Raw genomic sequence first — 25,651 nt, forward strand, 5'->3', positions numbered from 1 at the left:
GTCTTCTCGCCCTTGATCGCGGCAAGCGCAACTTTCGCCTTAACGGCCGGGCTGTGGTTCCGGCGCGGTCGTCTGGTTATAGCGCCGTTCTCACCGCAGTAACTTCAATTTCAGGCGAAACGGCAGGCTAGGTACGGCAAGGCGAAACGATTTCACATTTGTCACCGACCGTTCTCTACGAACTCGCCACCCGCGTTCAATGCCGGACCCGGTCCGGCAGATTGTCGAGAAGAAGTCGGAAGTCAACTTTGTTTTTGGCACGACGCGGCGGGCGCATGGCTGTCCCTGCGCCTTCCTGACGCGTCACAAGCATCGCCCCATCAAGCGTGGGGTTTGCAAGCTCCACCGCTTGTCCCTGGTCGGGACTTCATCGGCCGGCTTCGGCCTACTCGTTCAAAAACGAGACCCGGCCGGAGTCAAAATCCCGCACCATAGACTGGACGGAATCTCGCAGGCTTCTCGTGAGGGAAAGCCACCGCCGGATTGATGGGACATACCGCTTGGCAAAATCCATGAGTTCGACCCGTTGCCCGATATTCATGTTCGAAGCATTCCAGTCCGGCACGGCCGGTAGCCCTTCCAGAAAAGCAAGAACCCAATCGATATGCTCGAGAAGGCACGGCACACCAACGTCAAGGCCGTAGCGCAGCGCGTCCCCTTCCTGCCGCTGAACCATGGACCGATATTGGTTGCGGGCGCCAGCCATGGCCGCCCACCACTGGTAGAACATGAGTTCGGTGCGATCGAGGGCGAGGTCAGGATCGGGGAGGCTGAACCCGTTGGGGTGCCAATTGATCACCCCCGGATCGGGCAGCGTCTTCTTGAACGCTTCAAACTCTTCCCGAAATTCCGGAAGACCCATAGCAATCTCCGTTCATTGCGAGAATATAGGCATCTAGCCCCTTCCGGCAAAGGATTGGTATCCCAAAGACGGCTCGAAACCGCTTAAATATCCATCATCGATGCCGTCGCCAGCAAATGAACGACTTGAAATCGGGACCACGCAAGGCGGCCACACGCCTTTGTGAAGGAACGTGGTGGGAAAGCGGCCGTTTGCCTGCAGGGATTGTCTTGCAGATGCAGCCTTATCGGGGCCAGGATCGGCGCCCCATAGCGCAGCTTGGTTGCGCCAGAACGATCGAAAGAATGAGGGGATAGCAAAGTGGCGCGGCATCCGGTGATTTATCGTTTTTTTCCACCCGAAATGTGCTCTTCGATGGTCGGCTAAGGCATGCTCCCTGCCCCATCGAACGCATTCGTGTTTTTCGGCGCGACCGGCGATCTGGCCTACAAACAGGTCTTTCCGGCCTTGCTGGCCCTGACCAAAGACGGCCAGCTCGACATGCCGGTCATCGGCATAAGCAAGTCGGACTGGTCCCGTGACCAACTGGTAACCCGCGCCCGCGACAGTATTGAAACGCACGGCGTCATGGACAGCCGGGCGTTCGCCAAGCTGGCCGCCCGTCTCCAGTATATAAGCGGCGACTACGGCGACAATGCCACTTTCAAGCGGCTGCGCACGGTTCTTGGAAACGCCGACGTCCGGCCCCTGCACTATCTCGCCATTCCGCCGGAAATGTTCGGGACCGTGGTCAAGGGACTGTCCGGCTCGGGTTGCGCCGAAGGCGCGCGAATCATCGTCGAAAAACCGTTCGGGCGCGACCTGGCATCGGCGAGGGCGCTCAACCGCACGCTGCTGGAATTCTTCCCGGACAAAGCCGTCTTTCGCATCGACCACTATCTAGGCAAGGAGCCGGTCCAGAACCTGCTCTATTTCCGGTTCGCCAATAGTTTCCTCGAGCCGATCTGGAACCGCATTTATATCGATAGCGTCCAGATCACGATGGCCGAAGCGTTCGGCATAAAGGGGCGCGGGAGCTTCTACGAAAGTGCGGGAGCGATCCGCGATGTCGTGCAGAACCATCTGCTCCAGGTGGTGTCGCTGCTGGCGATGGACGCGCCCGCCGACCAACGGTCCGACGCCATGCGCGACGCCAAGCACAAGCTGTTCAAGGCGATGCGCCCGCTCTCTCCCGACGATGTGGTGCGCGGCCAGTTCGCCGGCTACCGCAACGAGCCCGGCGTGAGCGCCAGTTCCGAGGTCGAGACATTCGTTGCCCTGCGCCTTCATATCGACAACGACCGCTGGGCCGGCGTGCCGTTCTACATCCGCGCCGGCAAGCAGATGCCCGGTACCGCGACCGAAGTCACGGTGAGGCTGAAGCCGCCGTCCCATGCCCTGTTCGAACCGGCACCGCCGAACGCCGTCCGGTTCCGGATCAGCCCCGATGTCTTCATTTCGATCGACGCGCAGGTAAAGACCCCCGGCGAAGCCATGATCGGCGAAACCGTGGAACTTGTCGCCCAACGCCATGAGCGCGGCGTGGAAACCCCGTATGACCGTTTGCTGGGCGACGCCCTTGTCGGAGATGCCTCGCTGTTTGCCCGCTATGACAGCATCGAAGCCGCCTGGCGCACCGTGGCACCGGTTCTAGGAAATACCGTCCCGATCGAGCCCTACGAGCCGCAAAGCTGGGGACCCGCGAAAGCAGCTTCCCTCACCGCAGGCGACGGCGGCTGGCATGATCCCCTGTTCGGCGAAACCGCAACCGCCACTTAGGTGTCCGACCCCAAACGCACTTTGATCTCCAAAGCAAAAGGCAATCAGCATGGCCATGAAAATCAGCCCATTGGCAGGCAAGCCCGCCACGCCCGACCTGCTGGTCAATGTCGCCAGGCTCGTCACGGCCTATTACAGCCAGACGCCGGACCCTTCGGTTGCCCTGCAGCGGGTGGTGTTCGGGACGTCCGGGCATCGCGGCTCTTCCTTCGACAACACGTTCAACGAAGCGCATGTTCTGGCGATCAGCCAGGCGATCTGCCTGTATCGCAAGAAGAATGGCATCGACGGCCCGGTCTTCATCGGCATCGACACCCATGCCCTTTCGGAACCGGCCTTTGCCAGCACGCTGGAAGTGCTGGCCGCCAACGGCGTCGAGGTGATGATGGCGGCGCGCAGTGAATACACGCCGACCCCGGCCGTTTCGCATGCGATCCTCACCTATAATCGCGACCGCAAGACCGGGCTGGCCGACGGCATCGTCATCACGCCGTCGCACAATCCGCCGCGCGACGGCGGCTTCAAGTACAATCCGCCCAATGGCGGGCCGGCGGATACCGACGTCACCGGCTGGATCGAAAAGCAGGCCAATGAACTGCTCCTCGGTGCCCTGAAGGACGTGTGGCGGATGCCGCTTGAAAAGGCGCTCAAGGCCCCGACCACCCATGACCATGATTTCCTGAACGCCTATGTGAACGATCTCGGCAATGTCATCGACATGGACGCCATTCGCGGCGCCCATATCCGCATGGGCGTCGATCCGCTCGGCGGCGCTGGGGTCCACTACTGGCCCGCCATTGGCGAGCGCTACAAACTCGACCTGACCATCGTCAACCGGCAGGTCGATGCCACCTTCCGTTTCATGACGGTCGATTGGGACGGCCAGATCCGCATGGACCCGTCTTCGCCCTACGCCATGCAGGGGCTGATCGACATGAAGGATCGTTTCGACATCGCCTTCGCCTGCGATACGGACCACGACCGGCATGGGATCGTTACCCGGACAGACGGCCTCTTGCCGCCGAACCATTATATGTCGGCCGCCATCCACTATCTGCTCCAGCATCGGCCCGAATGGCGCAACGATGCCGCCATCGGCAAGACGGTAGTGAGCAGCCAGATGATCGACCGCGTTACCGCCCGGCTGAAACGCAAGCTGTATGAAGTTCCGGTGGGTTTCAAATGGTTCGCGCAGGGTCTTCAGGACGGCTCGCTCGGCTTTTGCGGCGAGGAAAGTGCCGGCGCAGCGTTCATGCGCCGCGACGGCGCCGTCTGGACGACCGACAAGGACGGCATCGTTCCGGCGCTGCTTTCGGCCGAAATCACGGCGAGGATGGGCAAGAACCCCGGTGAGGTCTACCGCGACCTGACGAAGGAACTGGGCGACCCGGTCGCCGACCGGATACAGGCGACCGCGACGCCGGCGCAAAAGAAAAAGCTGTCAAAGCTTTCGCCGCATGAAATCACGTCGAAGACCTTGGCTGGAGAACCGATCCAGACGGTGCTCAGCCGCGCGCCAGGCAACAATGCGGAAATCGGCGGCGTGCGCGTGACGACGGAAAGCGGCTGGTTCGCCGCACGCCCATCGGGCACGGAAGACATCTACAAGATTTACGGCGAAAGCTTTCGCGGGAAAGACCATCTCCACGCCATCCTGACCGAAGCGCAGACCATCGTCGACAAGGCGCTTGGCGGAACCTGAAGCCGCGCTGCCGTTACGATGGGCCAATACTTATTCCCCGAAAGGTTGCTTGCGCCCTGGGCATGAGACATTCATGTAGCTTGTGATTAGCGACGCAGTCGCATCTGACCCCGAGGCGAGCCATGACCATGCACGGTACTTCCAGCGCGTTTCCCATTCAGATCGTGCGCAGCCGTTTCCCCGCGCTTTCCAGGACCGCCAATCCGCCGATCTATCTGGATAACCCGGCCGGAACGCTGGTGCCGCAACAGGTGATCGATGCCGTGAGCGAGGCGATGGCCGGCGCCAGCAGCAATTTGGGCGGGTTCTTCGCCGCCTCGAAGCGGGCCGAAGCCATCTGGCTTGACGCACATCGGGCGGCAGCCGACCTGCTTGGCGCTGCTTCAGAACGCGAGATCGTCATTGCGCAGAACATGACGACGCTGACGCTGCATCTTTCCCGCTCGATCGGCAGGCGGCTGCAACCGGGCGACGAGATCATCGTCACGCGGATGGATCACGAAGGCAATGTTTCGCCGTGGCTGCTTCTCGCGCAGGATCTCGGCCTGACGGTCAAATGGCTGCCATTCAATCGCGAGAGTTGGCGCATCGAACCGGTCGACCTGAAGCCGCTGCTCAGCGAGCGGACGCGCCTGCTCGCGCTCAACTATTCCAGCAACATGACGGGATCCGTCAACGATGTCGCGGCCCTCACCGCCATGGCCAAGCAGGCCGGCGCGCTGATCTATGTCGATGCCGTTCAGCTGCTGCCGCACCGGCTCCCGGACGTGCAGGCGCTGGGCTGCGATTTCCTGGCCTGCTCGTCTTACAAGTTCTTCGGCCCGCATCTCGGCATGGTTTGGGGGCGCGAGAGCCTTCTGGCCGAACTGGAACCCTACAAGTTGCGCTGCGCCAGCGACGACTTGCCCGGACGGTTCGAGACGGGAACCCCGCAGACAGAACTGCTCGCCGGTCTTGCCGCCACGGTCGATTATCTCGAATGGCTGGGCGAAGCCACGGGCCACCAGGGCACGCGAAGGCAGAAACTGCTGGGCGCCTACCAGAGCGCCGAGGCCTATGAAAACGTGCTTTCCCGGCGCTTGATCGAGGGGCTGCTGCAACTTCCCGACATCGCCATTCACGGCATCACCGATCCGGCTTCCATGGCGCATCGCGTGCCAACGATTTCCTTCACGCATCCCCGCCTTTCCACACACGCCATCGCCGCAGCACTCGGCGAGCGGAACATTTACGCATGGTCGGGCCATAATTATGCGCTGGAACCAGCGCGCCTGTTGGGCCTTGATGAAGACGAGGGCGTCGTGCGGCTGGGCGTCGCCCACTACAACACAATGGAAGAGATCGAGCGCACGCTTGCCGCGCTCACCGAAATCGTTGCGCAGGATGCACCCGTGCCAGCTTAGCGAAACGGAGCGGCCAGAAGGAAATCGGCGAGACCGATCAAGCGGGGCCGTCCTTGCCTTTATCGGCGGCAGGCACCAACACCGCATCGTCCAGACTGAACGACACGGCAACCGTCGAGCCGACCGCCAGCGGCGTCTTGACATCAGCGGCAATGGCGAAAAATTCCGCGTCCGGATCGGCGGTCGCGATCCTGTATTCCATATGGTCCCCGAGATAGGCGCTTTTCAGCACGCGCCCCGGGATTTCGCCCTGCTTTGCCTCGCGCGCTGCAACGTGCACGCCATGCGGCCGCACCGCCAGGCTGGCCATGCCCTTGCCGATACCGCGATGCGGCAGCCGCAAGTGCAGCGGCCCGGCGCTGACAAGTGCGTCCGCGCCATCGAGGCCGGTCACCGCAACATCGAGCAGATTGGCGTCGCCCATGAAATCGGCGATGAAGCGGTTTGCCGGCGCATTATAGAGTTCGCGCGGGGTTCCGTCCTGCGCGATGCGCGCCGCATGCATGACGATGATCCGGTCCGACACCGCCAGGGCTTCCTCCTGGTCGTGCGTCACATAGACGACGGTCAGTGAAAGGTCCTGCTGCAGGCCCCGGATTTCCTCGCGAACCTGCCGCCTCAGCTTGGCGTCCAGGTTGGACAGCGGCTCGTCGAACAGCAGCACCTTGGGTTCGAGTACGATGGCGCGGGCCACCGCGACGCGTTGCTGCTGGCCGCCGGAGAGTTCGCTCGGCTGGCGCAACTCGTACCCGGTCAAGCCTACCAGCTTGAGTTTCTCGGCGGCGCGCTCTGCCGCTTCGGCTTTCTTCAGTCCCATGGAGCGCAGCCCGTAGCTGACGTTTTCCATGACCGTCATGTGCGGGAACAGCGCATAGGACTGGAACACCATGCTGACGTCGCGCTCCGCCGCCGAAAGCGTGGTCACATCCACGCCGCCGATGCGGATACGGCCGCCGCTCGCCTGTTCCAGGCCGGCGATCAGGCGCAGGGTCGTCGTCTTGCCGCAGCCTGACGGCCCGAGCAGCGTGACGAGGCTGGCCGGGGCAATATCGAAGGAGACCCGATCGACGGCAACGACGTTGCCATATTTTTTGGTCACCACGTCGAAACGCACGGCCGGCTCGCCTGTGGGAATGGTTGTCGCGGCGCTGGTGTTATCGCTCATTTTCGTTTCCCGCTTGAATCTGCGCCACGATCGCTTCGCCGCCCGCTCGCCGCCGGCCCAGCCGACGCTCCCCGACCAGCAATTGAATGCCGATGAGAATGACCAGCATCACCACGATCATCACCGCGGCATAGACGATGGCAATGCCGTATTCACCGACATCGGCACGACCGACGATATAGACGGTGGCCAGGTTGAGGCGGCCGGTGGCCAGGAAGATGACGGCGCTGACGGCCGTTACCGCGCGCACGAAACTGTAGATCATGGCGGTGATGATGGCCGGTTTAAGGATCGGCAGGATGACCCGGCGCAGCGTCTGGAACGAACTGGCGCCGAGCGTCAGCGACGCCTCGTCGAGGCTCTTGTCGATCTGGCCGAGATTGGCGAGGCCGGCCCGGATCGCCACCGGCATGTTGCGGAACACGAACGAGATGACGATGATCAGCCCGGTCCCGGTCAATTGCATCGGCGGCACGTTGAAGGCCAGGATGTAGCTGATGCCGATGACGGTGCCCGGAATGGCGAAGCTCATCATGGCCAGGAATTCGAACAGGCTGCGGCCGGCGAAATTCTGCCGGTCGAGCAGGTAGGCCGTCAGGATGCCGAGTGCCGCCGTGAACGGCATGGCAAGCAGAGCAAGCCCGATCGTCATGGTCAGCGAGGGCCAGGCCGAACCGCTGAGGAACCAGCCGTCGACGCCCTTCTCGACGGAAAAGGCGGTCAGGAAATATTGCAGCGTCGGCGTATTGTCGCGGCCGATCGACTGCACGAAGCCGCCGCCAAGGATGATCGCGTAGACCACCACGGTCAGCAGCAGCCACGGAGCCGCCACGGCAAAACAGCCGATGCGCAAGCCGGCCGGCAAGGGTGCAGGAACGCCGCCGTCGCCTTTTCCCGATACCGTCACATAGCTGCGGTTGCCGACCCAGCGGCGCTGGATGACAAAGGCGGCAAGCGTGAACGCCAAAAGCACGATGGCCAGCACGGCGGCGCGCCCCTGATCGTGCGCCGCGCCGACCACAGCAAAGAAGATGTCGGTCGACAAAACGTTGAAATTGCCGCCGATGACCAGCGGATTGGCGAAATCGGCCATGCTTTCGATGAAGGCAATCAGAAAGGCGCTGGCAAGCCCCGGCCGGATCAGCGGCCAGGTAATGGTGGAAAAGGTGCGCCAACGGTTGGCCCGCAGCGTCTGCGATGCCTCTTCCATGCTCGGGCTGACGCCCTGCAACACGCCGACGATGACGAGAAACGCTATCGGGGTAAAGGCCAGCACCTGCGCGATGGTGATGCCGGCCATACCGTAAATCCAGCGGCTGCGTGGAATGCCCAGATGCAGCGACAAGAAATTCGTGACCATGCCCGAGCGCCCGAACAGCAGGATAAGCGCCAGGCCAATGACGAAGGGCGGCGTGATGATGGGCAGGATCGACAGGCCGCGCAGCAACCACTTGGCCGGCAGGTCGGTACGAAGCGCAATCAGCGCCAGGCCAAGCCCGAGCGCCGTCGACAACAGGCCGACGAGAAGCGCCACGGCAACGGTGTTCCAGGCCACGCCACAGACGTTGCCTCCGACGAGGCAGTTCAGGCTCCAGATATTGGCGCTGAACAGCTTTTCAACGAACAGCGATGGAGCGACCGTTCCCGCATTGTCCTTCACGGCCGAGGCAAGGATGTTCAGCAGCGGATAGGCGACGAAAAGCACCAGCGAGCTTATGATGACGAGCAGGGAGCCTATGACGAAGCGGTCGCCTTTGCACCAGCCGCGCTTGGCCAGGAAAGCGGCGATGAACATCAGCATGGAAAGCGCATAGGCGACGGCGCCCCAGCCGAGGCCGGGCTGCGTCGGTCCCGGTGTTTGGGCAAGATTGGCGAGCCACTCAAAGCTCCACCCGGAATGGATGATCGCCAGTCCCTGCAGCGAGAGCCAGACCAGACCTAGAACGCCTGCTACCGCCAGACCTTGAGTACGGTGGCGGAGCACCTGCCAACTGGCCAGCAGCAACGGCAATGCCAGGGGCAGCAGCCAGGGCCGATCGCTGAGGCCGAACATGATCGCCGGGCTGGCGCCGGCCGGATTGGCAAGCCAGTCCAGGGAGAAGAACCCGCCCTCGACCTTGTACCAGGGCAGCAGCACGAAGCCGGCCCAGCCGGCGACGAGCCACCAGACAGCGCCACGGGTAGCATCGGCAGCAGATAAGGGCGACGGGCGCGCCATGGTCTGTCCTTTCTGCAAGGTCGGCTCGAAAACTTCGGCTATCGATGGGAGGCTTGCGCCGGGAATAAGCGGCCGGCCCCCGAGGGAGCGGGCCGCTTATTCGGTCAGCCGCCGTTGCGCACTTCGTCGGTGAAGCGCTTCAGCAGCCGCGTACGTACCTCGGTCGATCCATATTTTGCGAAATCATAGTCGATCAACTTGATCTTGCTGAGATCGGGAGCCTCCGGCGGCACGGGCGTGTCGTTGTTGGACGGGATCTGGTAGCTGCCATTCGGGGCGGCGAGCTTCTGCGCGTCGGGGCTAAGTGCCCAGTCGTAGAATTTTTTCGCCTCGTCCAGATGCTTGGCGCCGGTAACGATGCTCATCGAGCCGATCTCGTAGCCTGTGCCTTCGCAGGGCGATACCACCTTGACCGCCGGGTTGTGCTTGGCGGCGTTGATGACATCGTGCTGGAAAGCGATGCCGACCAGCGTTTCGCCCTTGCCGACGGCCAATGCGGGAGCAGCGCCCGCCTTGGTATATTCGGCCATGTTCTTGTTAAGCTGCTTGAAATAGTCGAATGCCTTGTCCTCGCCCATCAACTGGACCATCGTGGCCAGCATCGTCCAGGCGGTTCCCGACGAATTGGGATCGGCCATTTCGACTTCGCCCTCGAACTCCGGCTTGATCAGGTCGGCCCAGCAGCTCGGGGCCGTCAGGTTGCGCTGCTTGAGATCGTCTCCATTGTAGCCGTAGCCGAGCGCGCCGAGGTAAATGCCGACGGTGCGGTATTTGGAGCGTTCGGCCTGTTTTTGCGCCCAGTCGCGCAGATTTGCGAGCTGCGGCGACTTGTATTCCTGCGACAGTCCCTCTTCGGCCGCCTGCAGATGCGGATCGCCGGTGCCGCCCCACCAGATGTCGGCCTGTGGATTCTCCTTTTCGGCGCGCAGTCTTGCATAGATTTCGCCGGCGCTCATTCGCGTCATATCGACGTCGACGCCGGTATTCTTCTGGTAGGTCGTTGCCATGGCGCGGCACCAGGCTTCGTCGACGCCGCAATACATGACCAGATTACGATCGGCCGCGCGGGCTTCGCCTGAAACACCGAATACGGCGACCACGGCTGCGAGCGCCAACCATGGGCCGGACCTCTGTCGGCCGGCAAATTCGTTCTTGTTCATTGCTATTCCTCCCTTCGATGTTTTCGTTACGGTCGCTGTCAAAACCTCGCGGTCAAACCTCTTGGGCGCCCAAGGGGATGCCAAGGGCAGCGCTGACGCTTTCGGCTATGCCCGGAGCAGCCGCCAGCACCGGGTTGCCGTGCATCAGGCCCTGGCCATCCAGAAAGGCGTTGACCCGTCCGCCGGCCTCCCGAACCAGCAGCAATCCCGCCAGGCAATCCCACGAATTTATGTGCAACTCGCCATAGGCATCGGTGCGGCCGTCGGCGACGTAAGCGAGGCCCAGCGCCCCGGACCCCGAACGGCGCACATTGGCGCCCAGCGAAAGCAATGCCGCGACCTTGTCGATATAGGCTTGGTTGGGGATACGGGGCGACCAGCCGAACTCGACGGTCGCCCTTTCAAATTCATGCGTGGCAGCGACGTGGATCGCCTGGCCGTTCCGCTTCGCGCCTTGCCCGCGCCTGGCGAAATAGACCTCGCCATTTGCCGGATTGGCCAAGCCGCCAATCATCACGCGTCCGTCTTCGACAAAGGCGATGGAAATGCAGAAATGCGGAATGCCCCGCATGAAATTCGCCGTGCCGTCTATCGGATCGACCACCCAGATGCGCGAGGACGCGACACCGCCGGTCTCCTCGCCCAGAAAGCCGTCATCAGGAAACGCCTGCGCAAGAGCGCCGCGCACATGCGCCTCGACCTCACCGTCGGTCCTGGTCAGGAAATCCTGCGGGCCTTTCAACGAGACTGCCGCACCCGCGCCTAACTGCGCAAATCCTGCCATGGCGATGCGCCCGGCCGACGCCAGCAATTCGCGGCAGACCGCTTCGCGGCGATCCAGATCGGCAACCGACAACTGAGTGGCGGGGGCATTCATCTCGCAGCGTTCATCCGGTGCCTCTCCATGCACAAACAGCTTTGCACTCGTGTGCAAAACTGTTTCATCCGGACCGGTGTGTCAATAGGCAGGCTTGTCGTTTTGTCTGAACCGGAGCTTTCGCCATGGCCGGAATTCGGCCACGGCGCTACATCATCCGAGGCAAAGGCGGCCGGAACAGCCGCCTTTGCACCAAATTACCAGCGCGTGAGACCGAGCAGTTTTTCGCCAAGGGGCGAGAGCGACGCGGTTTTGGCGTTGTGCTTTTCCCACTCACGCGGATCGCCGGGGAAAGCATCGCGCTTGGAGTGATCCAGTTCGCGCCAGAGCCGGATGCGTTCCTGCCGTACCGCCTCGTCTTCCCATTCCGCCGGATGCATGGACACATATTGCGCCATGCGCACCCGGTTGTCCGAATGGTTGGGGCGGACGCCGTGCGCCAGCAGCGAGTTGAAGATCATCAGGTCGCCGGGTTCCATGTCGATATTGACCGCTTTTTGCCCCGTCATATCGGGATGCATCGGATCGCGGTCTTCCGGCTGGGTCTTCACCCATTCCTCGAAATGCTCGAAGAGGTAGGGGACGCACTGGAAGCCGCCGACATCGCCGTCCTGCTTCTGCAGGCTGAGCACCCCCTGGACGCCGATCGGCAGCGGCCGGATGGAGGTGTCCACGTCCCAGTGAATGAAACCGTTGGGGTTGCCCTTGACCTTCCTGGGCGGATTGAGATTGGCGCGGTCGATCGTGACCCAAAGGTCCTCCCGGTCCCAGATGTCGACGAAGACATCATAGACGCGCTGTTCCATGCGGTTGTCCCAAAGGTACTGGTGATTGTAGATTTCCAGCATCCCCGTATTGTTCAGCTCCTTCATCTTGTGGTCGCGCCGCTGCGGCGCGTACCAGGTGGAAGCGTCCGCCGGGTCCTTTTCGTCAAACTGCCAGAGCAGATCGACAAGCCGCTCCACATTGGCCGCAGGCACCGCCCCCCGGACAATGACGTATCCCTTCGTCGTCCAATGTTCCCAGTCTGCCTTCGACAGAACGCGCAGCGGCAAGGTCTTCTGAATATCCTTGAGCTGGATCGTAGCGGCGGTCGTCGGATGGCTGTCGCGCTTGAGTGCGGTAGCGGTCTGCATGTCGGTCTCCCATCTTGGCCTCCCTGAACATCAGGCATGAGAGCAGAATACGCGCGCAAGCCGCGCCATGTTGCCGGAGACTGGCAAGTTCTGATACTATTATGGCGTGATAAACCTGACTGGTGCTCGATGCGGCCATTACTGGAACATTTGCCCGTACCGCCGGATGCGTCCTGGAGCATGCTGAACCGCCGGCTCCCCGACGCCATTCCGTTTCAGTGGCACCATCATCCCGAGTTCGAACTGACCCTGACGCTCAATTCGCGCGGCCAACGTTTCATCGGCGATCATGTGGGCAATTACGACCATGGCGACCTTGTGCTCGTCGGCCCCAATCTTCCGCACACATGGGCTTCCCGAGAAAAGCTCAACCCGGCCGAGCCGCATATGGCGCTGGTCCTCTGGTTCCGAAAGGAATGGATCGAGGGCCTGATCGAAGGAACCGTAGAACTTCGACCCATCGAACGGCTCATCGCCCGCGCCTCGACCGGATTGGCCTTCGAAACCGGGCTGGGCCGGACACTGGCGGAAAATTTCCAGGCGATCTATGCGCAACCGCCGGCGCAACGCCTCATGGGGCTGCTCGACATTCTGTTGCGGATCGCGGATGCCGAGGACAGCCAGCCGCTCTCGACCAGAGCGCCCCAGCCGGTGGGAGGAAGCCGGCTGCGCATCGATCGCGTCCTGCTGCACCTCCACCAGCACTATCCTGAACCGCTGCATCTGGCGGAAGTGGCCGAGATTGCCTCGCTGAGCGTCTCCGGCCTGCATCGCATGTTCCGCAAGCACACGCAGGCGAGCATCTCGGACTATCTGATCGGCCTGCGGATCGGCGAGGCGTGCTCGCGCCTTTCAGGCACGAACCAGCCCATCCAGCATATCGCCGACGAGGTAGGCTACGCATCGCTCGCCAATTTCAACCGGCAGTTCCGGCGGCTGCGCGGCATGTCGCCCCGCGAGTATCGCTCGTCATTCTCCCGATAGGCTGGTACCTGCAATCGGCCCGAGATCCACCGACTTTCCATCAAGCTCATTGATGAGTTTGCAATGGTGTGCAAAATATCGAGACCGACACATGGCCATGGCCTGAAATTGAAAATTCCAAAGCCTCAAAACAGCTTCTCAAGCGCCAAGCAGGTCGCGGAACTCGCGGGCGTCTCGCGTTCGGCGGTATCGCGCACCTTCACGCCGGGAGCAAGCGTCTCCAGCCAGACGCGCGAACGGGTGATGCAGGCCGCCGAACAACTCGGCTATCACGTCAATCATCTGGCGCGCGGCCTGATGCGGTCCTCCACAGGCATCGTCTGTCTGGCGGTTGCCGAAGCGGATACGCCGTATCAGGCGCGCATGCTGCAGGCGTTGGCCCGGCATTTGCGCGACGCGGGCAAGGTTATCATGGTCCTCAACACGTCCGGCCCAAGCCAGGACATAGACCATGCCCTCAAGCAGACATTCAACTACCGGGCCGATGCAACGGTCGTCTTATCTGGAGCGCCGCCGCAATCGCTGATCCGCAGTTGCCTTGAGAACGGGCAGCGTCTTATCCTGATCAACCGTGACGACAGGTTCTCCGGGCCGCACAATATCCAGGTCGACAGTGCCTCGGCGGCGGAGGCAGCCCTTCATGCGTTCGTGCGCGCGGGCTGCAAAAGACCCGCTCTGGTAACGTCGGCGGCAGGAACGCCGAGCCTTTTGAAGCGCGAAGAGGCCTTCGTATCGGCGGCCCGCAACCATGGGCTGGATGTTATCGTCTGGCGGGAAGGCCGAACCTCCTACGACACCGGCGCGCAGGGGGCGCGGCAATTGTTTGCAGGCAAGATGCGCCCGGATGCGGCCTTTTGCGTAACGGACCTGATCGCCTGCGGCTTTCTCGATACCGCGCGCCACGAATTCAAGCTGGACGTGCCGCGCGACCTTTGCGTCATCGGGTTCGACGACATCGAACAGGCCGGCTGGACGTCGTATCGGCTCACCACTTTTGCCCCTCCGATAGAGGCCATAGCCCTGCATGTAGCGGAACTGGTTTCCTCGCCGCAAGACGGCGTCAATACCAGCAGCCGCATGACCTTTGCCGCACCGATCGTCTGGCGCGAAACCGTAAGGCCCGGCCCCGCCTGAACCCCGTCAACACTAACCTATGGCTGAATGCCGGCCGAGGCCAGTTCCCGCCTTTCTTCGACCCAGAGCGCGCCGCCCTGGCTGACGGCGTCATACACCGCGCGGCCGATCGCGGCGCCGATGTCGGTATGCAGCCCGGCAAAATTCTCGCCGCCTTCCATGGATGGCGCTGCGACGGCGATACAATCGGTCCCGGTTCCGGTGACGGGCTTGCCGCCCTGACGCCAGTCCAGGTCGATGATGGCCGCGGTCCGGGCCTCGGTCGCGATCGATATAGCCTCGATCAGGGCGGCTTGAGAAAGCGGCCGGTCGATATGGGCGAGCAGGTTGATGGTGCCGACGGGGGCGCCAGCCAGCGGCGGCGCGCCAACCCTTGCGGCGTTGCCCAGGCCCACCGTCGCCAGGCAGGTCGCGGTGGCGGCACCGGATACCGCCGTTGCGAGATGATGGCGCTCCACATAGCGCGACGTCATCAGGTGGACCGCATCCGCGTGGCCTGCCGCCGCCATTCGCGTTTCGAGCAACCGGGCGGGATCGACGCCCAACGGCAGGTCGTCGTTTCGAACATGCAGCCACGCGACCTTGCGTGCCGTGACGAAACCCGGCCGGGTAAGCGACCAGCTCAGCACGGTCTGCGGAATGGCAAATTCCGCGACGAGAATGGGGCTGGCGCACGAAACTGAAAAGGCTTTCATGCCGGCTCTTCTTTCATTGCTCAAGCCAGCCGGCAAGATGCCCGCGCGCAGCCTTCAGAATTGTTTTGGAACTTCGGCCCTTGAGCGATTGACGCCCCTGCCCGCGCCGACTAGTTTCCGCGCTGGAACTGGTGCCGCCGCAAGGTGGTTTAAAAGGGAACACGGTGAAGCCGGCAAACCGGCCGAAACCGAGACTGCCCCCGCAACTGTAACCGTTGAGCCTTCTCCCATTTGCCACTGAACGCGCCTGGCGCGCTCGGGAAGGCGGAAGACCGGCAATGACACGGAAGTCAGGAGACCTGCCATTCCAGTCACCCATGCCCGAACACGAGGGGTGTTCAGGCGCGGTCGTCCGTGGCGGTGACACGATAACGTGTTGCCGCGCGCCGGGACGGTCGAGGGGGTGGAAGATCAACCCCGCCAATCGCTGGAACCAGAACGCGGCTTGAGATGAGCCAGTGGCGAACAGCTTCGCCTGCAAAGTTCTGGAGGTCGAATTGAAGAAGATAATCGGGATGGCCGGCGCGTTGGCGCTGGTGTTGACAGGCCACGCAGGAGCGCAGGAAGCCGGCACGGACGCTTCCGGTGCAACGAAGCTCGACCGCATCCTCATCACCACGCCCTTGCGGCGTGAATCGTCGCTGGAACGGTCGACGTCATCGGTAACCGTGGTAAGCGAGGAAGAGATCAAGCAGTCGGCGGCTTCCGACTTGCTGTCCCTGTTGAAGGCCTATCCAGGCGTCACCGTGACCGCCAATGGCGGCATGGGCGCGGATTCGAGCATTTCGCTGCGTGGAACCACCGCCGCGCAGACGCTCGTGCTCGTCAATGGCGTACGCGCAGGCTCGGCAACGTCGGGAACCGTCAACCTGTCCGGCATTCCGCTGGCTTCGATCGAACGCATCGAAATCGCCAAGGGCGGCCATTCGGCACAATATGGCGCGGACGCCATCGGCGGCATCATCAACATCATCACCAGGCAGGGCGGCATCTGCGCCGACGGAAGCAAAAGCTGCGGTACGGTCACGGTGGGCGTCACACATCCCTGGGGTGGGTACCTGTCCGGCAATCTGCAAGGCCAGAGCGACGGCGGCACCAACTATTCCTTCGGGGCCCAAGTGCTGGGGACGCAGGGCTACGACTTCACCGTACCTTCCGCCTATGGGCACGAGCCGGACAAGGACGGTTTCCGGCAAGGCTCGTTCAATTTCTCGCTGTCGAAGGATCTGGACTGGGGCCGGGTTTATGCTGACGGGCTTTACGCGCGTGGCCGCAACCAATACGACCGCCAGCCGGTGAACGAGGCCGATACCAGCAATTTCTCCGGCCGTATCGGCGCGCGTATCGACCATTCCGATAGCTGGTCGTCCACCGTCGAACTGATGACCGCGCTCGACTATGCCTCGAACTTCGGGCCGAGCGAAAAAGGCGACGATTTCGACACGCTGCGCTATGGCATTCTCGCCTCCACGCAAAAAACGTTCGAGGTCGGTGAAGCGAAACATACGCTGTCGGGCGGGGTCGAAGCCTATCGCGATACGGTCGATGGCAGTTCCATCTCCGCTGTCGCTTATGCCAAGACGGAACGCGACCTGACGGGCGTCTTCGGCCAATATTCGTTCGAGTACGAGGCGCTTACCGTCGATAGCGGCCTGCGCTACGATCACGACGAGCAATTCGGCAGCGCCACCACCTACAATATCGGCGCAAGCTACGAACTGACGGACGGGCTGGTGGCGCGCACCTCCTACGCCACCGGCTTTCGCGCCCCGACCTTCAACGACCTCTATTATCCCGACCCCTATCTGTCGGGTAACCCGGACCTGAAGCCGGAGCGGTCGCGGTCCTACGAAATCGGCTTGAACTGGCAGGCCACGACCCAGACAAGCCTCGACATGGCGGTCTATCGCACGCAGGTGAAAGACCAGATCAACTGGGCGCCCATCGACCCCAACGACGCGTGGGGGCCGTGGCACCCGGACAACATCGATCAGGTGCAGATAACCGGTTTTGAGGCGACCCTGGCGCATGAATTCAACGCCGAGTGGAGCGGCCGGCTGGGCATCGACATTCGCGAGCCGCTCAACAAAAGCCCCGGCGTGCATGGCAAATACGTTGCCTATGGCGACCGCTTCAACGCCACCGCCGGGCTGACCTACAAGCCGACGACGAAACTCGAGCTTTCGGCCGCCGTCATCTATGGCAGGGCGCGCTATGCCGACGCCGCCAACCTCGTCAAATTGCCGGACTATGTGACGGCGGACTTCACGGCGCTCTATGCGCTCGACGAGCAGTCGCAGTTCAAGTTCTCGGTGGCTAATATCTTCGATGAGCAATATCAGACCAAACAGGACTACCGGGCTCCGGGGCGGACGATCGACCTGAGCTTCACCCGGTCGTTCTAGGAGCCTTGGCCATCATGACCGCCTCCCCGTCGCGGTGCCGCCTTTTCGGAACTGCCCTGGCGGCGGTCATGATGTCGCTTGTCTCCGCGGCGGTCGCCGCCGAACCTGGGCCGCAGCGCGTCGTTTCGATCAATTTGTGCACCGACCAGTTGGCGATGCTGATGGCCGGGCCTGGCCAGCTTCGGTCGGTGTCCTTCCTTGCTATCGAGAAGGGCACCTCGATGATGGTCGACGAGGCCGCCCATTACCGGCTCAACCATGGGCAGGCCGAGGAGATATTCCTGATGCGGCCCGACCTGGTGCTGGCCGGCACCTACACCGCCAAGGCAACGGTTGGCCTGCTCGAGGAACTCGGCTTCCGGGTCGAGCAATTCGAACCGGCTTCCTCTTTCGAGGACGTGCGGGAAAGCCTGATCCGCATGGGCGCATTGCTTGGCCGTGAACAGCGCGCCGCCGAACTGGTCGCGGAACTGGACAAGGGCCTGGCCGACCTTGCCGCGCAAAAGGTGCCGGCCAAGAATGCCGCCTTCTACTACGCCAACAGCTATACTTCCGGTTCGGGAACGCTGGCCGACGCCATCGTCAAGGCGGCGGGGCTGACCAATATGGGCGAGACGCTCGGCTTCAAGGGCATGACGCGGATGCCGCTGGAACTTCTGATATTCGCCAACCCGGACATCATCATCGAGGGAGACAGCCAGTACAGCGCGCCGGTGCTGGCCAAGGAGAATTTTTCGCACCCCGCCTTCACCGCGCTTTCGGGCCGGGTCGTGCCCATACCTGATAAATACACGATCTGCGGCGCGCCGTTTACGCTGGAAGCCTCGCGCATGCTCCAGCGCGCCGCGCTTGGCCAAGGCAGCGACGCGCAATGAGCGATGGGCTGCGCTATCGGCTGGTGCTGACGGCCCTTGGCGTGCTCACGCTCGCTTTGTTCTTCCTGTCGCTGACGGTCGGGCCGGCGGCGGTGGCGTTCGGCGACAGCATGCGGGCGCTGTTTTCCACGAACGGCGGCACCATCGCGCTGATCATGCAGGAAATCCGCCTGCCGCGCGCTATTCTGGGCCTGATGATCGGCGTGACGCTCGGCCTGTCGGGGGCGGCGCTGCAAGGCTGGCTGCGCAACCCGCTGGCCGAACCGGCGCTGCTCGGCGTCAGCGCCTCCGCGTCGCTGGGCGCGGTGATCGCGATCTATACGGGCTTGTCCGCCCTGTTTCCGCTCGGTCTGCCACTGGCGGCGCTGGCGGGTGCGGTTGCAGCCGTGCTGGTGGTGCAGGCGATGGCCGGCCTGCGCGGTGGCGCGCTCACCGTCATCCTTGCCGGCATTGCCGTATCGAGCCTCGCCAGCGCCATGACAGCACTTGCGCTGAACTTGTCACCCAACCCGTTCGCGGCCCTTGAAATCATGTTCTGGATGCTGGGCTCGCTGACCGACCGCTCGATGACGCATGTGTGGCTGGCCGGGCCGTTCATGCTGGTGGGCTGGGTGATGCTGGCAAGCCTTGGCCGCTCGCTCGATGCGCTGACGCTGGGCGGCGATGCCGCCGCCAGCATGGGTGTCGACATGCGCCGGGTGCAGTTCCTGGCCGTGTTCGGCACGGCGGCTTGCGTCGGTGCGGCAACGGCCGTGGCCGGCGTCATCGGCTTCGTCGGGCTGGTGGTGCCGCACATGCTGCGCCCGCTGGTCGGCTCGCGGCCGTCGCGTCTTTTACCGGCCAGCGCGCTTGGCGGCGCCTGCGTGCTTCTGGCGGCCGACACGCTGGTGCGCGTCATCGCGCCGGAGCGGGACCTCAAGCTCGGCGTGCTGACGGCCATCGTCGGCGCGCCGTTCTTCCTATGGCTGGTTTACCGGACACGGAGCCAGATGCTGTGAGCCTGCTTTCGGTCAAGGACCTCCATGCCTCGCTGGGCGGCAAGCCGGTGCTGAAAAACCTGTCGTTCGAGGTCGCCGCGGGCGAGTTCGTCGGCTTGATCGGGCCGAACGGCGCGGGAAAATCGACGCTGCTGCGTACCGTCCTCGGTTTCATTCCGCATCAGGGCAGCGTTTCCGTCAACGGGCACGACGCAATCACCTTGAGCGCGCGCGCGCGCGCACGCCACGTCGCCTATCTGCCGCAGGAGCGCGACATCGCCTGGCCGGTATCGGTCGAGACGGTCGTGGCGCTCGGGCGCTTCGCACACCGGCCAGCCCTCGCGGCAGCCAATGGCGCTGACAGGGCAATCGTCGAGCGCGCCATGCGGCGCATGGAAATAGACGGATTTCGCGATCGATCGGCAATGGAACTTTCGGGCGGCGAAAAGGCGCGGGTGCTGATTGCCCGCGCCTTGGCGCAGGACGCGCCGTTGCTGCTGGCCGACGAGCCAGCCGCCGGTCTCGATCCGTCGCACCAGATCGCGCTGATGAAAACCTTCGCAACGCTTGCCAGCGAGGGGAACGGCGTCGTCGCCTCGATGCACGATCTCGGCCTTGCCGCGCGCTGGTGCTCGCGGCTGATCCTGCTCGACAATGGCGTCGTGGTCGCGGACGGGCCGCCTCGCGAGGTCTTGACGGCAGCTAGGCTGCGCTCGGTCTACCGCGTCGAAGCCTATTTCGGCGAAGCTGGAGAGCGGCCGATCATCCAGCCGCTCGACCTTATCGCGGCCGACCGCAAGCCCGGCTGAAGCGCTCCGGCTTGTCTTGGCATCTAGGCGGATTGGCCGCCCGCGCCACTTCTTTTGTCGTGGCGCGGGCTGTCGCTGTGATGTTCAGATGTTCTTGGCCGCCATCTCCTTGGCGATATATTCGGCCTGCCGGATCGCCAGGCTAACGATGGTCAGGGTCGGATTTTCTGCGCCGCCCGAGGTGAACTGGCTGCCATCGGACACGAACAGGTTCTTGATGTCGTGTGCCTGTCCATGTTTGTTGACGACACCGTCCTGCGGTTTCTCGCTCATCCGGTTCGTGCCCAGATTGTGCGTCGAAGGATAGGGCGGGGTCGGTAGGGTGCGCGTTGCGCCGACCGCGTCGTAGAGCGCGATCGACTGCTTGTAGGCGTGGTTGCGCATGGCGGTGTCGTTGGGATGGTCGTCGAAATGCACGTCGGCGATCGGCATGCCGTGCGCATCCTTTTCGTCGGCGTGCAGCGTGATGCGGTTTTCCTCGCGAGCCATGTCCTCGCCCACGATCCACAAGCCGGCCATGTGGTCGTAATGGTCGATTGCGGTGGTGAAGGAACGCCCCCAGGCGCCCGGATCGAGAAACGCCGCGGTGAACGGTATGCCAATCGACACCGTTTCAAGCTCGTAGCCGCCAACGAAGCCGCGCGAGGAATCGTGCCGCGCCTCGTCGCGGATGATGCCGGCCATGGTGGTGCCGCGATACATATGCACCGGCTTGTCGAAGATCGCATAGACCGACCCCGTGGTGTGGCGCATGTAGTTCTTGCCCACTTGCCCGGACGAATTGGCGAGGCCGTCGGGGAACTGGCTCGATTGCGAATTGAGCAGCAGGCGCGGGCTTTCTATCGAGTTGCCGGCAACGGCGACGATGCGTGCCTTCTGCTCGTGCTGCTTGCCGTCCTTATCGGCATAGACCACGCCGGTGACCTTGCCGCTGGCGTCGTGATTGATCTTGATGACCATCGCGTTCGGCCGGACTTCGAGATGGCCGGTGGCTTCGCCCTTGGGAATTTCCGTATAGAGCGTCGACCATTTTGCGCCCCATTTGCAGCCCTGGAAGCAAAAGCCGGTCTGCTGGCAGGCCATGCGGCCGTCGCGCTCTTCGGAATTGATCGCCATGTTGCCGGTGTGACATTCCTTGTAGCCGAGCTTGTCGGCTCCAGCCTTCATTATCTTGAAATTGTTGTTGCCCGGCAGGCCGGCAATGCCATTGGTGCGCGTGACGCCCATCTTGTCCTCGGCCCTGGCGTAGTAGGGTTCGAGTTCGGCCAGCGTGATCGGCCAGTCGAGCAGGTTCGCCCCTTCCAGCTTGCCATAGTTGGTGAGCGTCTTGAACTCATGCTCCTGAAAGCGTAGCGACGCGCCCGCCCAGTGCACGGTCGAGCCGCCGACCGCCTTGACGATCCAGGCCGGCAGGTTGGGAAAGTCCTTCGCCACCCGCCAACTGCCGGAAGTCGTGCGCTTGTCGGTCCAGGCGAGTTGCGCAAACGAATCCCATTCGTCGTTGATGAAGTCCTCATATTCGTGACGCGCGCCGGCCTCGAGGATGACGACGTCGATGCCCTTCTGGGCCAGTTCATTGCCCAGCGTACCGCCGCCGGCGCCCGAGCCTACGATGACGACCACGTCGTCGTTATTCAGATCAAATGGTGCTGCCATGGATTCCTCCCATGAGTGCTAATTCTTGTGATGCGGAAAAGGGCTCAGAGCCACTCGATGTCGTCGAAGCCGCGCTCGATGTAGCCGCCCTTCGAATAGGACTCGCCCTCGTAGCCGAAGATCGGCCAGATTTCCTTCTGGTTGTAGAGACCGACGACCAACCCGCCGCGAATCGCCTGGAAGAACGGCGTCGTCTCGATCTGCTTCAGCACGGCGATGCGCTGCTCTTCCCAGCCAAGGCCGGTATAGCCGCCCTCGCCCGCCTTCTGGTCAAGGTCGGTTATGCCGTTTTCAATGAGATCCTTGTGGGCCGGATCCTTGCCGGCCTGCTCGTCATGGCCCTTGACGGCGATGGCATAATATTTGTCCGCAACCTGGTCGTGCGGATAGATGTCGCGCGCCATCTGGATCAGCGTCGCCATGGTTTCCGGCTTGAGCGCTGAGGTTTCAAGCCCCCAGGCATGCTCGGGGCTGATGACGGCGCTGCCGGAAATCACCAGCAGCGCGCCGACGCCACCGCGTTTCAGCAAATCGCGGCGCGAAAGCCCTTTTCCGTCCGAAGACTTCGGCTTTCCATCGTAAATCGTGACCATATTTTCCTCCCTGGCTTGCTATGGGCGCTATCGGCGCCGTTGCTGGCTCGGCTTGCGAGCATTTCTCCTATTTGAAGCGACCGTGACGCTGCACGACCTCGATCTTGTAGCCATCGGGGTCTTCGATGAAGAAGAAGCGGGCGAGCAGGACGCCGTCGTTCTTGAACTCGACAATGTTCTTCGGGTTGAACCCGAGCGCACCCAACCGGTCATGCTCGCCATCGAGATCGTTCACCGAAACCGCAAGATGCCCGTAGCCGTCGCCAAGCGCATAAGGCTCGGTGCGGCCCTTGTTGACGGTCAACTCGACCTCGAATGCCACTTCGTCATTGGAGAGATAAATCAGCGTAAAGGTGTCGAAATCAAGCCGCTCGGCCACGGAGAGGCCGAACGCCTTCTGGTAGAAATCGGTGGATCGGGCCTCATCGAGAACCCGGATCATGGTGTGGATCGCCTTCGCCAAATCGAAACTCCGCTTCGTCGTTCGGGAGCGATTATGGCGTTACCGCAGCAAAGATGGTGGCAGCCCGTTACCACGCGCAAATTGCCGCGGCGCCAGAAGGGCGAAAGCCGGGTTGCCGTTTCCGTCTTTTTGAATGAAGAATGCTATTGGAGCGATTGTGACCGCCGGGCGAGCACTATCCTTCCCACGATCAAAGGCGACCAGGAGGTTTCGAGATGTGCAAGGTTTTTGCTGGCCAGGACCCGGACGGCTATCGGCAGATCAATCGCTCGATCCGCATTGACGGCCATTCGACCAGTATTCAGTTGGAGGCCACCTTCTGGGAATTGCTCGACGAGATTGCCGAAAGCCAGAACCTGAGCACGCCGAAATTCATTTCCAAGCTGTATGACGAGGCTATCGACATCAATGGCGAAATCCAGAATTTCGCGTCGATGCTGCGTACGACCTGCGCGCTTTACCTGCGGGGGCTTCGCCCATGCATGGAGGAATTGACGGCGCTCAGGCAAAAAGCCGCGATCAACAGCCTGGCGCTTCACCACGACGCATAGCCGCGCTCGAGCCTGGCCATCGCCGCCGGGGATTGCTTGACGAAAAGAATGCAAAGCCTGCGGTCCGATGCTGTTGCCGAGGCCGGAGAACTTGACTCGATGCCGCTGCCCATTTTTGTCATCAACCTCGACAGTTCGGTCGACCGCTGGACCACCCTCTCCGCGAGAGCGGAGCAGCTTGGCCTGGCCATCACCCGCGTCCCGGCCATAGACGGCCGCCTCCTGGACAGATCGGCGCTGGAAGGGTTCAGCGAAACCCGGTTTCGCCTCTGCCATGGCCGGACAGCGCTTGCCGCCGAATATGGCTGCTACATGAGCCATCTGCGCGCCATGGACATGATCGTGGCGGGAGGCCACCCCTATGCGATCATCCTGGAAGACGATGCCTTGCTTGCCGACGATTTCGTCGCGCGCACGGATTCCATCGCGAAGCTGGACAGGCAAACAGGCGGCAATCGGCTTGGCGTGGTCAAGCTCTACAACCACCGCCTCAAGGGATTTCGCCGCAAGGCAACCACGGCGGCAGGCGACGAGATCGGCTCTTGCCTGCACGGGCCGCTGGGGTCGTCGATGGCCTATGTGGTAAGCAGGCAAGCCGCGCAACGCTTGCGGCAGCGCCTGTTGCCGATGTTTTTGCCCTACGATGTTGCGCTGGAAAGAGACTGGAGCCATGGCGTCCCCGTCTTCGAGACACGCCGGTTCCTCGTGTCGGAAGCCGATCAACGCACGACCACGATAGGCGGAAGATCGGTGTACAAGGCCACGAAACTTGCGTTGCCGATGAGAATTCCGGCGGCATTCTTCAGGGCTGCCGATTATGCAAAACGCTTCGTCGGCGCCTTGGTCCGTCCAGCTATTTCCTGAGAGCCGCGCGGCAGCCGATCTCGTCCTTCCGGCGCCTGGCAAGCAGCGCCGTCAAGAGCAGAATGGTCACGGCGACATTCCTGTCGCCCAGCAATAGCCCGTGCAACGATCCGTAGAACAGCAGGAACCCCAGGAAAATGAGCGCATTGACCCGGATGTCGTGATCCTTGATGCCGAAGATCCGCGTGAAGGCGACCGCAAAAAGGCCAATCAGGAAAACAAGACCAACCAGCCCTCTGGTGCGCAGCTCATCGAGCACGAAGAAATGAACATGGCTGTAGAGGGCGTAGATCCCGCGCTGGGCTTCGGGTATTCCCTGTTTTATCTGGCGCATGCTTTCCTCGCCGCCCAGCCCCAGCAATGGGTGTTCCTGGAAGATTTTTATCGCGCCTTTCCAAAGCGTTATGCGTATTCCGATACCGGTGACGTCCTTGTCGGCGGGAAGCACCAGACTGTCGACTTCCTTTGCCGTATAGACGGCGCGCTCCATGACGATATCGCTTGTCTGGTAGGCTACCGCAGAAAGCGCGACCAGGCCGGCCAGACTGAAGCCGATCAACCGCCGGGCACCCGCTTCACGCACCTTCACGAGAATAACCTCGCGCAGTTCGACGACGTCGATCAGCGCGGCGAAAACAAAAATCGGCAGCACGCTCCTCGTTCCCGTCATCAACTCCGGAACCAGCGCCAGATAAAACCACAGCCGGCTATTGGGCAGATAGCGCGGCGCTTCGCTCACCTGGAATCGCGCCATCACGGCCATCATGCAGATAACGAAGGCCGCATTGGCGGCATTGCCGCCGAGACCGATTCGAACCTGGCCGTTCAAGCCTTCGAAAATGGCCACCACCAGGGTCACGATGAGGCCGACCCGCGCACCGATCGCCATTTGCCGCAACGGGTCACGAATCAGGGCGAAGCCGGTGAACAGGGGAATGCCGAGCGCGAAGTACAAGGACAAGGTGATCCAGCGTATGTCTGCCGCGAACTCACCATGATAAAGGCCGATCGCCAGGGCTACGAGCGAATAGGCCAGCGCCGCCAGCGCGTAGTAGGGATCGATCAGGCGCATCGACCGGTGTCGCAGGATTATCAGGAAGATGCCGCCGCAGAGGATCAGGCCGAGGATAAGAATATCCAGACCCAGCTTGACCGGGATGCAGGCGATGGCGATTGATAGAAGAACCGGATCGATGGCCCGCCGCCATAAGAACATGCGATGCAGTTTCCCGACCGCGGTCCGTGAAGGGGTCTCTTCGCTGTTCATACGCAACGCCCGATGAATGAAGGTCTATTCGTCCTCAACGCCGACGTCTGTCTGCCACGACGCCCCGACTGGACGCCCGCAGCGCGCTTCGCTGTGT

The 25,651-nt window shown here is 62.4% G+C and carries 22 protein-coding genes and 1 riboswitch; of the genes, 11 read left to right on the top strand and 11 right to left on the bottom strand.

Annotated elements, in window-relative coordinates; all coding sequences use genetic code 11:
- Positions 1-385 precede the first annotated feature (385 nt).
- Positions 386-862, bottom strand: a complete 477-nt coding sequence (locus ACX3P1_RS14115) for a hypothetical protein (RefSeq protein ID WP_459080221.1) — start codon at positions 860-862, stop codon at positions 386-388.
- A gap of 369 nt (positions 863-1,231) precedes the next feature.
- Between ACX3P1_RS14115 and zwf the strand changes: the two genes are divergently transcribed.
- The 3 genes from zwf (at position 1,232) to ACX3P1_RS14130 (ending at position 5,725) form a co-directional block, all read left to right on the top strand.
- Complete coding sequence (gene zwf / locus ACX3P1_RS14120; protein ID WP_459080222.1) at positions 1,232-2,620, top strand: glucose-6-phosphate dehydrogenase; 1,389 nt, start codon at positions 1,232-1,234, stop codon at positions 2,618-2,620.
- Between the two features lie 49 nt (positions 2,621-2,669).
- Positions 2,670-4,322: a phosphoglucomutase (alpha-D-glucose-1,6-bisphosphate-dependent) gene (gene pgm / locus ACX3P1_RS14125; RefSeq protein ID WP_459080223.1), complete on the top strand. Its 1,653-nt coding sequence runs from the start codon at positions 2,670-2,672 to the stop codon at positions 4,320-4,322.
- Between the two features lie 122 nt (positions 4,323-4,444).
- Entirely contained in the window at positions 4,445-5,725 is a 1,281-nt protein-coding gene (locus ACX3P1_RS14130; RefSeq protein ID WP_459080224.1) for a cysteine desulfurase-like protein, read from the top strand.
- 37 nt (positions 5,726-5,762) lie between these two features.
- On the opposite strand, the gene ACX3P1_RS14135 is transcribed toward ACX3P1_RS14130, so the two are convergent.
- From ACX3P1_RS14135 to ACX3P1_RS14155, 5 genes are all read right to left on the bottom strand, one after another.
- Positions 5,763-6,890 carry an ABC transporter ATP-binding protein gene (locus tag ACX3P1_RS14135; RefSeq protein ID WP_459080225.1) on the bottom strand — a complete coding sequence of 376 codons (1,128 nt, stop codon included), beginning with the start codon at positions 6,888-6,890 and terminating at the stop codon, positions 5,763-5,765.
- The gene (locus ACX3P1_RS14140) at positions 6,880-9,108 is read right to left on the bottom strand and encodes an ABC transporter permease (RefSeq protein ID WP_459080226.1); all 2,229 of its coding nucleotides are present in this window, start codon (positions 9,106-9,108) and stop codon (positions 6,880-6,882) included. The genes ACX3P1_RS14135 and ACX3P1_RS14140 overlap by 11 nt, the downstream gene beginning before the upstream one ends.
- A 104-nt stretch (positions 9,109-9,212) precedes the next feature.
- Positions 9,213-10,268 (bottom strand): ABC transporter substrate-binding protein, encoded by a 1,056-nt coding sequence (locus tag ACX3P1_RS14145; RefSeq protein WP_459080227.1) that lies wholly within the window; start codon positions 10,266-10,268, stop codon positions 9,213-9,215.
- A gap of 52 nt (positions 10,269-10,320) precedes the next feature.
- A complete protein-coding gene (locus tag ACX3P1_RS14150; protein ID WP_459080228.1) occupies positions 10,321-11,145 on the bottom strand; it encodes an inositol monophosphatase family protein in 825 nt (274 codons plus the stop codon).
- A 197-nt stretch (positions 11,146-11,342) separates the two neighbouring features.
- Positions 11,343-12,281 carry a phytanoyl-CoA dioxygenase family protein gene (locus tag ACX3P1_RS14155; protein ID WP_459080229.1) on the bottom strand — a complete coding sequence of 313 codons (939 nt, stop codon included), beginning with the start codon at positions 12,279-12,281 and terminating at the stop codon, positions 11,343-11,345.
- A 180-nt stretch (positions 12,282-12,461) separates the two neighbouring features.
- On the opposite strand from ACX3P1_RS14155, the gene ACX3P1_RS14160 reads away from it, so the two are divergent.
- Both ACX3P1_RS14160 and ACX3P1_RS14165 read left to right on the top strand, forming a co-directional pair.
- Positions 12,462-13,265, top strand: coding sequence for a helix-turn-helix domain-containing protein (locus ACX3P1_RS14160; protein ID WP_459080230.1), 804 nt, complete (start codon positions 12,462-12,464; stop codon positions 13,263-13,265).
- Positions 13,266-13,373: 108 nt separating this feature from the next.
- Positions 13,374-14,399: a LacI family DNA-binding transcriptional regulator gene (locus tag ACX3P1_RS14165; protein WP_459080231.1), complete on the top strand. Its 1,026-nt coding sequence runs from the start codon at positions 13,374-13,376 to the stop codon at positions 14,397-14,399.
- A gap of 17 nt (positions 14,400-14,416) precedes the next feature.
- On the opposite strand, the gene ACX3P1_RS14170 is transcribed toward ACX3P1_RS14165, so the two are convergent.
- Positions 14,417-15,094, bottom strand: coding sequence for an adenosylcobinamide amidohydrolase (locus ACX3P1_RS14170; protein WP_459080232.1), 678 nt, complete (start codon positions 15,092-15,094; stop codon positions 14,417-14,419).
- Positions 15,095-15,206: 112 nt separating this feature from the next.
- Positions 15,207-15,415, top strand: a riboswitch (cobalamin riboswitch).
- Between the two features lie 194 nt (positions 15,416-15,609).
- Here ACX3P1_RS14170 and ACX3P1_RS14175 point away from each other — a divergent pair.
- Genes ACX3P1_RS14175 through ACX3P1_RS14190 form a run of 4 tightly spaced genes read left to right on the top strand, consistent with a single transcriptional unit; the run spans position 15,610 to position 20,160 of the window.
- Positions 15,610-17,499, top strand: a complete 1,890-nt coding sequence (locus ACX3P1_RS14175; protein WP_459080373.1) for a TonB-dependent receptor plug domain-containing protein — start codon at positions 15,610-15,612, stop codon at positions 17,497-17,499.
- Positions 17,500-17,513: 14 nt separating this feature from the next.
- Positions 17,514-18,374: an ABC transporter substrate-binding protein gene (locus tag ACX3P1_RS14180; protein WP_459080233.1), complete on the top strand. Its 861-nt coding sequence runs from the start codon at positions 17,514-17,516 to the stop codon at positions 18,372-18,374.
- Positions 18,371-19,372: a FecCD family ABC transporter permease gene (locus tag ACX3P1_RS14185; protein ID WP_459080234.1), complete on the top strand. Its 1,002-nt coding sequence runs from the start codon at positions 18,371-18,373 to the stop codon at positions 19,370-19,372. The genes ACX3P1_RS14180 and ACX3P1_RS14185 overlap by 4 nt, the downstream gene beginning before the upstream one ends.
- Complete coding sequence (locus ACX3P1_RS14190; protein WP_459080235.1) at positions 19,369-20,160, top strand: ABC transporter ATP-binding protein; 792 nt, start codon at positions 19,369-19,371, stop codon at positions 20,158-20,160. The genes ACX3P1_RS14185 and ACX3P1_RS14190 overlap by 4 nt, the downstream gene beginning before the upstream one ends.
- 84 nt (positions 20,161-20,244) lie before the next feature.
- Here the strand turns inward: ACX3P1_RS14190 and ACX3P1_RS14195 are convergent, their stop codons facing one another.
- The 3 genes from ACX3P1_RS14195 to ACX3P1_RS14205 all read right to left on the bottom strand — a co-directional run bounded on the left by ACX3P1_RS14195 (position 20,245) and on the right by ACX3P1_RS14205 (position 22,872).
- Complete coding sequence (locus ACX3P1_RS14195) at positions 20,245-21,816, bottom strand: GMC family oxidoreductase (RefSeq protein ID WP_459080236.1); 1,572 nt, start codon at positions 21,814-21,816, stop codon at positions 20,245-20,247.
- Positions 21,817-21,860: 44 nt separating this feature from the next.
- Complete coding sequence (locus ACX3P1_RS14200; protein ID WP_459080237.1) at positions 21,861-22,409, bottom strand: twin-arginine translocation signal domain-containing protein; 549 nt, start codon at positions 22,407-22,409, stop codon at positions 21,861-21,863.
- A 67-nt stretch (positions 22,410-22,476) separates the two neighbouring features.
- Entirely contained in the window at positions 22,477-22,872 is a 396-nt protein-coding gene (locus ACX3P1_RS14205; RefSeq protein ID WP_459080238.1) for a VOC family protein, read from the bottom strand.
- A gap of 215 nt (positions 22,873-23,087) precedes the next feature.
- On the opposite strand from ACX3P1_RS14205, the gene ACX3P1_RS14210 reads away from it, so the two are divergent.
- Together ACX3P1_RS14210 and ACX3P1_RS14215 are read left to right on the top strand one after the other, a co-directional pair.
- Positions 23,088-23,423, top strand: a complete 336-nt coding sequence (locus tag ACX3P1_RS14210) for a ribbon-helix-helix domain-containing protein (RefSeq protein WP_459080239.1) — start codon at positions 23,088-23,090, stop codon at positions 23,421-23,423.
- A 99-nt stretch (positions 23,424-23,522) separates the two neighbouring features.
- Positions 23,523-24,287, top strand: coding sequence for a glycosyltransferase family 25 protein (locus ACX3P1_RS14215; RefSeq protein WP_459080240.1), 765 nt, complete (start codon positions 23,523-23,525; stop codon positions 24,285-24,287).
- On the opposite strand, the gene ACX3P1_RS14220 is transcribed toward ACX3P1_RS14215, so the two are convergent.
- Positions 24,277-25,503 carry an O-antigen ligase family protein gene (locus ACX3P1_RS14220; RefSeq protein WP_459080241.1) on the bottom strand — a complete coding sequence of 409 codons (1,227 nt, stop codon included), beginning with the start codon at positions 25,501-25,503 and terminating at the stop codon, positions 24,277-24,279. The genes ACX3P1_RS14215 and ACX3P1_RS14220 overlap by 11 nt on opposite strands.
- Positions 25,504-25,651: the final 148 nt, after the last annotated feature.

It is taken from the genome of Mesorhizobium sp. A623 (assembly GCF_054489405.1).